7 protein-coding genes and 1 pseudogene are annotated in these 9,402 nt (G+C 60.3%); 7 read left to right on the top strand and 1 reads right to left on the bottom strand.

Annotated features, from left to right (window positions below):
* The first annotated feature begins 1 nt into the window (after position 1).
* The 7 genes from BM269_RS19700 (at position 2) to BM269_RS29490 (ending at position 8,030) form a co-directional block, all read left to right on the top strand.
* Positions 2–3,181, top strand: a complete 3,180-nt coding sequence (locus BM269_RS19700; RefSeq protein ID WP_090440791.1) for an efflux RND transporter permease subunit — start codon at positions 2–4, stop codon at positions 3,179–3,181.
* A gap of 1 nt (position 3,182) precedes the next feature.
* Positions 3,183–4,622: an efflux transporter outer membrane subunit gene (locus tag BM269_RS19705; protein ID WP_090440795.1), complete on the top strand. Its 1,440-nt coding sequence runs from the start codon at positions 3,183–3,185 to the stop codon at positions 4,620–4,622.
* A gap of 289 nt (positions 4,623–4,911) precedes the next feature.
* The gene (locus BM269_RS19710; RefSeq protein ID WP_090440798.1) at positions 4,912–5,580 is read left to right on the top strand and encodes a purine nucleoside phosphorylase YfiH/LACC1 family protein; all 669 of its coding nucleotides are present in this window, start codon (positions 4,912–4,914) and stop codon (positions 5,578–5,580) included.
* The gene (gene blaSMB, locus BM269_RS19715; RefSeq protein WP_090440801.1) at positions 5,577–6,419 is read left to right on the top strand and encodes an SMB-1 family subclass B3 metallo-beta-lactamase; all 843 of its coding nucleotides are present in this window, start codon (positions 5,577–5,579) and stop codon (positions 6,417–6,419) included. Before BM269_RS19710 ends, blaSMB begins: the two co-directional genes overlap by 4 nt.
* A 485-nt stretch (positions 6,420–6,904) precedes the next feature.
* The gene (locus tag BM269_RS19720) at positions 6,905–7,639 is read left to right on the top strand and encodes a polymorphic toxin-type HINT domain-containing protein (protein WP_090440804.1); all 735 of its coding nucleotides are present in this window, start codon (positions 6,905–6,907) and stop codon (positions 7,637–7,639) included.
* A 21-nt stretch (positions 7,640–7,660) separates the two neighbouring features.
* A complete protein-coding gene (locus tag BM269_RS19725) occupies positions 7,661–7,855 on the top strand; it encodes a hypothetical protein (protein ID WP_090440807.1) in 195 nt (64 codons plus the stop codon).
* Between the two features lies 1 nt (position 7,856).
* Positions 7,857–8,030, top strand: coding sequence for a hypothetical protein (locus BM269_RS29490; protein WP_170860433.1), 174 nt, complete (start codon positions 7,857–7,859; stop codon positions 8,028–8,030).
* 1 nt (position 8,031) lies between these two features.
* On the opposite strand, the pseudogene BM269_RS19730 reads toward BM269_RS29490, so the two are convergent.
* Positions 8,032–9,402 (bottom strand): annotated as a pseudogene (locus BM269_RS19730) (IS3 family transposase); the annotation flags it as partial.

Below are 9,402 nucleotides of genomic sequence, written 5' to 3' on the forward strand. Positions count from 1 at the left end.
CATGAATTTTTCTCGCTTCTTTGTCGATAAACCGATCTTCGCGGCGGTTTTATCGATCATTGTCTTCGTAGCGGGCTTGATCTCGATCTTCAAGCTGCCCGTCTCCGAATACCCGGAAGTGGTGCCGCCATCCGTCGTGGTGCGTGCCGTCTACCCGGGCGCGAACCCGAAAGTGATTGCGGAAACCGTCGCCGCGCCGCTCGAAGAGCAGATCAACGGTGTCGAGAACATGCTGTACATGTCCTCGCAAAACACCTCTGATGGCGCGCTGATGCTGACCGTGACCTTCAAGATCGGCACCGACGTCGACAAGGCTGAAACCGCGGTGCAGAACCGTGTGCAGCGCGCCTTGCCACGCTTGCCGGAAGAAGTGCGCCAGATCGGCGTGACCACGGTGAAGTCTTCGCCGAACCTGACGATGGTGGTCCACCTGCTGTCGCCGAACGGCCGCTACGACGACCTGTACCTGCGCAACTACGGCGTGCTGAACGTGAAAGACCAGCTGGCCCGTATTCCAGGCATGGGCGACGTGCAGATCTTCGGCGCCGGCGATTACGCCATGCGCGTCTGGCTGGACCCGCAGAAGGTCGCCGGCCGCAACATGACCGCGTCCGACGTGGTCGATGCGATCCGCGAGCAGAACGTGCAGGTGGCTGCCGGTGTGATCGGTGCTGCGCCTTCCAAGTCGGCCGACTTCCAGCTGACCGTCAACACCCAGGGCCGTTTGAGCTCCGTCGAGGAATTTGGCGAGATCATCGTCAAGACCAATGAAGACGGCGCGCTGACCCGCCTGAAAGACGTGGCCCGTATCGAGATGGGCTCCAACAGCTACTCGCTGCGTTCGCTGCTGAACAACAAGTCGGCGGTGGGCCTGGGTATCTTCGAAGCGCCTAACAGCAATGCGCTGGAGCTGTCGGCCAATGTGCGCGCCAAGATGGAAGAACTGAAGAAGGACTTCCCTGAAGGCGTGGCCTACGACATCGTGTACGACCCGACCCAGTTCGTGCGCGAATCGATCAAGTCCGTGATCCACACCCTGCTCGAAGCAGTGGCACTGGTGGTGATCGTGGTGATCATCTTCCTGCAAACCTGGCGCGCATCGATCATCCCGCTGCTGGCGGTGCCTGTGTCGATCGTCGGTACCTTCGCCGTGATGATCGGCTTCGGCTTCTCGATCAACACGCTGTCGCTGTTCGGCCTTGTGCTGGCCATCGGTATCGTGGTCGACGATGCGATCGTGGTGGTGGAAAACGTCGAGCGGAATATCGCCAACGGCCTGTCGGCTCGCGACGCGACCATCCAGGCCATGAAGGAAGTGTCCGGCCCGATTATCGCTATCGCGCTGGTGCTGTGCGCCGTGTTCGTGCCGATCGCCTTCGTGTCCGGCCTGACCGGCCAGTTCTACCGCCAGTTCGCGCTGACCATCGCTATTTCGACCGTGATTTCGGCACTGTGCTCGCTGACCCTGGCCCCGGCCCTGTCGGCATCGCTGCTGCGCCCACATGACGCACCGAAAGACGCGCTGACCCGCGTGATGGACAAGATCTTCGGCCGCTTCTTCGCTTGGTTCAACCGCTTCTTCAACCGCGCATCGCACAGCTATGAGACTGGCGTGCAGGGCGTGCTGAAGCGCAAATCGGCCTCCATCGTGGTGTACCTGGTGCTGGCTGCCGCCGCGGGCGTGATGTTCAAGGTGGTGCCAAGCGGCTTCGTGCCGGGCCAGGACAAGCAATACCTGGTCGGCTTCGCCCAGCTGCCTGACGCGGCATCGCTGGAACGCACCGAGCAGGTGATTCGCAAGATGTCCGACATCGCCAAGGAAATTCCTGGCGTGGACGCTTCGGTTGCCTTCCCGGGCCTGTCGATCAACGGCTTCACCAATGCGCCGAACGCCGGTATCGTGTTCACCACGCTGAAGCCATTCCACGAGCGTACCGACAAGTCCCAATCGGGCGAAGCGATTGCCGCGGAAATCAACAAGCGCATGGGCGCCGTGCAGGACGCGTTCGTGATGGTGTTCCCACCGCCGCCAGTGAATGGCCTGGGTACCACCGGCGGCTTCAAGATGATGATCGAAGACCGCAACAACGCCGGCTACGATGACCTGTACAAGACCATACAGGCGATCCAGATGAAGGCGTGGCAGGACAAGCGCCTGGCCGGTGTGTTCTCCAGCTTCCAGATCAACGTGCCACAGCTGTTCGCGGACATCGACCGCGCCAAGGCCAAGCAACTGGGCGTGCCGCTGCAGACCATCTACCAGACCTTGCAGATCAACCTTGGTTCGCTGTACGTGAACGACTTCAACCAGTTCGGCCGCACCTACCAGGTGCGCGTGCAGGCTGATGCCCCGTTCCGTTCGCAAGCCGAGCAGATCGCGCAACTGAAGGTGCGCAACAGCAAAGGCGAGATGATCCCGCTGTCGTCGCTGATGCGCGTCAAGGACAGCTATGGTCCTGACCGCGTAGAGCGCTACAACGCTTACGTATCGGCCGAGATCAACGGCGGTCCGGCTCCAGGCTTCTCGTCCGGCCAGGCCCAGGCTGCGCTGGAAGAAATCGTCAAGGCCAACCTGCCGAAGGGCATGGGCTACGAATGGACCGAGCTGACTTACCAGGAGATCCTGGCCGGTAACACCATGATCTATGTGTTCCCGCTGTGCGTGCTGCTGGTGTTCCTGGTATTGGCTGCCCAGTACGAAAGCTGGACCCTGCCGCTGGCCGTGATCCTGATCGTGCCGATGTCGATCCTGTGCGCCTTGATCGGCGTGAAGCTGACCGGAGGCGACAACAACGTGTTCACGCAGATTGCCTTGTTCGTGCTGGTCGGGTTGGCGTCGAAGAACGCGATCCTGATCGTGGAGTTTGCGCGGGAACTGGAAGACCATGGCCGCACCATCCTGGAAGCGGCACTGGAAGCTTGCCGCCTGCGTCTGCGCCCGATCCTGATGACGTCGATCGCCTTCATCATGGGTGTGGTACCGCTGGTGTTCTCGGTAGGTGCGGGCGCTGAAATGCGTCATGCAATGGGTGTGGCGGTGTTTGCCGGCATGCTGGGCGTGACCTTCTTCGGCCTGTTCCTGACGCCTGTGTTCTACGTCCTGCTGCGCACCCTGGCCAAGCGCCTTGAGAAGAAATCCCCGGCAGCCGACGCTGCCCCGCAACTGGAAGGGACCCATTAATATGAAAAGTATGATTGCCAAAGGTGTGGCCCCGCTGCTGGCAGCACTGCTGCTGACCGCATGCGCCGCGCCTGAATTCAAGCAACCGCAAGTCGACACCCCGACCGCCTTCAAGGAATCGCAGGTGATGACTGCCGAAGACGGCACCAGCTGGAAGCCGGCCCAGAACGCCGAGCGCCAGCCGCGCGGCGAGTGGTGGCTGGCCTTCAGCGACTCGGCCCTGAATGAGCTGATCGCCGAAGCGACCCGCAACAACGCCAACCTGGCCGTGGCGGCCGCCCGCGTCAAGCAGGCGCGCGCCATCGCCGGCATCGCCGAGGCGGACCGCATTCCGCAAATCGGCGTGGGCCTGGGCGCCCAGCGTGCCCGCAATTCGGCACTGTCGCTGGGCGTGCCGGCCAGTACCGACATTGCGCCGCAGACCACTTACAACGCCAACCTGACGGCAAGCTATGAAGTGGACCTGTTCGGCCGGGTATCGAGCAATGTGGCCGCGGCCCGTGGCGACGCCGCGCAGGTGGAAGCGAACTACCGCTCCGTCCTGCTGTCCCTGCAAGCCGACGTGGCACAGACCTATTTCCGCCTGCGCGCCACGGACGCCGAATTGGCGACTGTGGAGCAGACGGTCCGGTTGCGCGAAGAGAGTGTGAAGGTCAACCAGCGTCGCTTCGACCTGGGCGACATTGGTGAATTCGACCTCTCGCGCGCCAAGACCGAACTGGCAACCACCCGTGCGGAAGCGATCGGCCTGCAACGCCGCCGCGCGACCACCGAGCATGCGCTGGCTGTCCTGCTGGGCAAGCCGGCGGCAGCCTACACGGCGGGCAACAGCCCGCTGCTGGACTCGACGCTGCTGCCTGCGATCCCGACCGGCGTGCCGTCGTCGCTGCTGGAACGCCGTCCTGACATCGCCGCCGCACAGAAGGCGATGGAAGCGACGAATGCCCGCATCGGCGTAGCCCGTTCGGCCATGTTCCCGGCCTTGAACATCACCGCCAACGGTGGCGGCGCATCCGGCCACTTCAGCGATGTGTTCAAGTGGAGCAGCCGTTCGTGGGTGCTGGGCGCCTTGCTGTCGATGCCTTTGATTGACGGCGGGCGCAACAGCAACAACGTCAAGCGCAGCGAAGCGGCCCTGGAAGAATCGGTTGCCGGCTACCGCCAGACCGTGCTGGGCGCCTTCGCCGAGGTGGAAGACAACCTGGCAGGCCTGCGCATCCTGGGCGGGCAGACCGCGCAGATCGACGAAGCCCTGGTGTCGGCGCGCCGTTCCGCCGACCTGGCGCAGAAACTGTACGACGCCGGCCGTTCCAGCTACCTGGACCTGCTGGATTCGCAACGCAACCTGGCAGCCGTCGAACGCAGCGCAGTGCAACTGCGCGGCGACCGCGCGGTGACCACCGTCGCCCTGATCCGATCCCTGGGCGGCGACTGGAACTAAACTAGATCGATCAGCCCTTAACGGCGCTCCGCTTTCGCGGGCGCCGTTTTTTTATTGGGCGGATCAATGCGAAAGCTGAAACGGGCAGTAAAGACGGCATCGCGGGTCTGACCCTTGGGTCGGACCCAGATTCTTGGTTTTCCTTCACAAACCCGTAAACCAGGGTCTGACCCAAGGGTCAGACCCGCCGGTGCCGACAGATCCTTAAGATCGCACTCCGTTGTTCTGCACGCTTGCAAATCCGCCTGGATCAGCCTATGATTGCGACAAATGTCACATAAAGGCTAATATGGTCACAAGCGGTTTGTTAAGCAGCATCCCTGGCGTCCGACATGGATTCGGTAGCGCCGAGTCGCTGGTTCCTGCCGAACTGGATCCAGTGTGGGAGCTGAGACCAGCAAAGCGCCAGGTCCATGGCATTCGCGTCGCAGCGATTTCGGAACCGAAGCATGAAGTCGGCGATGCCGACGGTTTTCATACCAGGGTGCCCGGCCTTCCTGTCAGCATCATTACCGCCGATTGCGTGCCGCTGCTATTGGCCCGCCGCGACGGCTCGCAGATCGCCGCAGTGCATGCGGGCTGGCGCGGCCTGCACGACGGCATCATACCCGCAGCACTGGCCGCAATGGGCGAGGGCACAACTGTCGTCGCGGCCGTCGGCCCGACGATTTGCGCCGCATGCTACGAGGTCAGCGAAGAACTCGCGGAAGACTTCGCACAGCGCTTCGAGGCCTTGCCGCGTGAAGTTGTGCTGCCAACGCACCGCCATCTCGACCTGCGCGCCATCGCCGAATATCAGTTGCGGGCATCCGGCGTGGAAGAAATCGAACATGTCGGCGGTTGCACCTGCTGCGCACGCGATGCCGCCGGCGAACCCATTTATCGCAGTTGCCGGCGTGGCGACCGTGGGTCGCAAATGCACTCCGGCCTGTACATCACCACCAAAGGAGAAAAATGAAGGTCATCGCATCCCTTATCCTGGCCGCTTTTGCGACTGTCGCCAACGCACAAGAACGCGACTGGAGCGCACCGCAGAAGCCATTCACCATCTATGGCAATACGCACTACGTCGGCACCGCCGGCATCAGCGCGATTCTGGTAACGTCGCCGCAAGGACATGTCCTGGTTGACGGCACCACGGCCAAAGGCGCGGAGGTCGTTGCTGCCAACATCCGTACGCTGGGCTACAAGCTGGAAGACGTGAAATACATCCTCAGTTCACACTCGCACGAAGATCACGCCGGCGGCGTTTCGGCGCTGCAAAAGCTGACCGGCGCCGCCGTGCTGGCTGGTAGCGACAACGTCGAAACCATGCGTACAGGCGTATCGCCGAAGATCGACCCGCAGTTCGGCAGCCTGTCGAACTATCCTGGTTCCGCAAAAGTGCGCGCTGTGAAGGACGGCGAAGTGATCAAACTGGGTCCAGTTGCAGTCACCGCCCACAACACGCCCGGCCACACCGCTGGCGGCACCACATGGAGCTGGCAGTCCTGCGAAGCTGGCAAGTGCAAAAACGTGGTGTTTGTCGATAGCCTGACCGCAGTCTCGGCCGACGGCTACCGCTTCACGGATCATCCCGAGGTCGTCGCCCAACTGCGCAGCAGCTTCGTCACCGTTGATGGCCTCTCCTGCGACATCGCCATTGCCGCGCATCCGGAAGTGAATGACCTGTGGGGGCGCCAACAGCGCGCAGCGAAGGAAGGCAGCGTCGCCTATGTCGACACCAAAGGCTGCAAGACCATCGTCGAAGCCGGCCGCAAGCGCTTGGAGAATCGCCTAGTCAGCGAAAAGAACTGACTAAGTCGCGGCATGCTCGTCTCGTGGTGAGCACTGTCGCGCTTAGCTATCATTGTCCCGGTCGCCAACATTCAATTCAGAGATATCTTCTGCGTCCGTTCCGGCTAAGCAATTGCCGGTACCAACTACGCGAACTGATTTCCCCGAGGCTTGAGCGGACAGCGGCATTGCGAGGATCGCTTTTGATGCAGGGCTTCAATCCTTCGGCTTGACAAAAGTGTGGTATCAACCGAATACCCGCGATGCTCTCCGACAAAATGCTCGCATTCCATGTCGCAAGCACCGATGTGCGTCGGCATTCGGCATATGGCCTCTTGTGGCCCCCCCAACGCGGGCTCGACGCCAGTGCGTTGGAGGCCATTTCGATCCGATGTCAATCCACCGGCGGGCGAGTCTTCTGTCGCCAGGCAAGTTCGCGTCCTGCGCTTGAGGCCCTCAGCCGACGTGTAGCTAAGCCCTGCATCTGGATATGACAATTTCAGCACTTGGGCCCCATTGGGCTAAGCGGTGCCGGAGCGTTTCCAGTACTTGGGGTTATTCCAGACGTAATTGATCTTGGGCTAACTGCAGTTGAATATCCTTTTGGTAAATTTGATGGCTGGGATCTTGCATTAGGCGCGGCAGGCATATTTGCGACACTTGCTCCGATAGCAGGGGACGGCGCCGCTGCGACGGCGAAGATTACCTATCGCGCAACTAAAGCATGTTGTTGCTTCCCGGCTGGAACGCCAGTTGTGACTGAGCATGGGACGGTTCCAATTGAACGAATTGTGGTAGGACAAATGGTCTATGCGCGTGACCCTGCAACTGGCGCGACGAGGCTTAAACCTGTGACCGAGGTAATGATTACCGAACCCAAGCCGCTGTTCGTTCTGACGACTAAAGATGGTCTCGGTAATCGGCACCGCATGGAGGTAACAGATAACCATCCGTATTGGGTGAAGAATCAGGGTTGGGTAGATGCACAGTATCTTATCCCTGGTATGGTGTTGATGAACCTGAAGGGCGAAGAACTTTCAGTAGAATTCCTCGAAAAGGCGAAACGAAGCGAAGTTGCATACAACTTTACAGTCGCAAACTTTCACACCTACTTCGCTGGCAATCAGAACATTCTGGTTCATAACTGCAACGGATTATGCAAGGTAGGGCAAAGTCGGCAAAGAGCTTTATGCGTACAATTGTCGAAAGCCGAGAGGTACCAAAGAAGGTGGATAAACTGAAGGGGGTTCAGGCGCAATCATATGAAAATTCAAGGAGTTATTGTCGAGAGGAGAGGCAGGCGGAAGTCAGCATATGCTCAAGCGCGAAACAAAGGGAACTCGGCCTATGATTTAAATGGCAGCGGCAAGGGGCGTGGCGGTCTTCGAATTATCTATGAAGAGACGAAAGATGAAGTACGCGTGCTGGATATACTCGATATTATTAAGGAGACGTAGAATGGGTACATGGAATTACCGAGTAATGAAAAGAGGCGACAAAGTCGCAATTTATGAGGTCTATTATGGTGACAACGGTAATGTAAAAGGTTATACGGCGAATTCTATAGCTCCGCAAGGCAACGACATGGATGACTTGGAAAACACGGCACGTGTCAAGGTAGTTGTCGCTTGAATCAAGCAGCAATTTGTTGAGTATGGATCTCCTTTGCAACCATGGAGGAAACGACATGGTCGCGCTCCGGGTTCAACGTGACAGCATCGCAAGGTTCCCAGTTGCGTGTGTGCCCCGACCAGCGCGCCGGATTGCGGGCCTGGGCGGCCTGATAGAGCTGGTGCCGCGCTGCCAGAATGGCTTTGTCCTGGCCAGCATGGCGCTGCGCCGGGCTGACATAACGAATACCGCTGTGCCGATGCTCGACGTTGTACCAATGGACAAAGTTCGCTGCCCAGTCTCGCGTGGCGGCCAAATCAGCGAAGCCTCCAGGTGGGAATTCCGGGCGGTACTTGGCGGTGCGGAACAGCGCCTCGGCAAAAGCGTTGTCATCGCTCACGCGCGGGCGCGAGTAGGATGGCTTAACGCCCAGCCAATGCAACATAGCCAGCACCGTGGTGGCCTTCAACGTGGCGCCGTTATCGCCATGCAGTACGGGCTTGTTGTGACGCATGGCGATGCCTTCAGCCAGGGCCGTGCGCCGCACCAGATGACTGGCGTGGTCGGCATCATCCTCGGCATGCACTTCCCAGCCAATGATCTTTCGGCTGTACAGATCCAGGATCAGGTACAGGTAGAACCAACGGCCCGCCACAACAGCCGGCAAATAGGTCATATCCCAGCACCACACTTGGCCAGGTGCGGTGGCAATATGTGTGGTCGGTGGTCGTTGCTGGCGGGGCGCTTTAGCCCGGCCACGATGACTCGTCTGGCCATGAGCGCGCAAGATCCGGCTGAACGTCGATTCGCTGGCCAAATAGATGCCTTCGTCTGCCAGCATGGGAACAATGCGGGCCGGCGGCATATCGGCAAAGCGTGGTTCATTGGCGGCGGCCAGGACGGCTGCCCGCTCGTTCGGCGTCAGCGCGTGCGATGGCATGGGGCGCTCGGCCATCGGACGGCCGTCACCACTTGCCAAACCACCGTGCGCCTGCCAGCGCTGCAGCGTGCGTGCACTCAGGCCAACGGCGACGCATGCCTCGCTCAAGCGAGCACCGGCTTGGCACGCTTGTTTGATTTCTCGGGCCAGAGTCTGGCGATCTTCGAGGGCGATCATTCGTCCTCGGCCTTGTACTTGCTGAAGATCGCCTCGGCTTTTTTTGACAGCACCAGCAATGCCGCAGTTTCGGCCAATGCCTTGTCCTTGCGTCGTACTTCGCGCTCAAGTTCTTTGATGCGGCGCTTGTCCTGCTTGGCTTCAGCGGCGCTCAAACGCTTTTCTCCCGGCTGGCCCAGCGCGTTGATCGCCTGCTCGCGCCATAGCGCCAGCTCGTGCGGATATACACCATTGCTGCGGCACCAGGCGCTCTTGTTGGATTCGTCCATGATGGAT

The sequence above is a fragment of the Duganella sp. CF458 genome (assembly GCF_900113115.1).
In the GTDB taxonomy this organism is placed as follows: Bacteria; Pseudomonadota; Gammaproteobacteria; order Burkholderiales; family Burkholderiaceae_D; genus Rugamonas.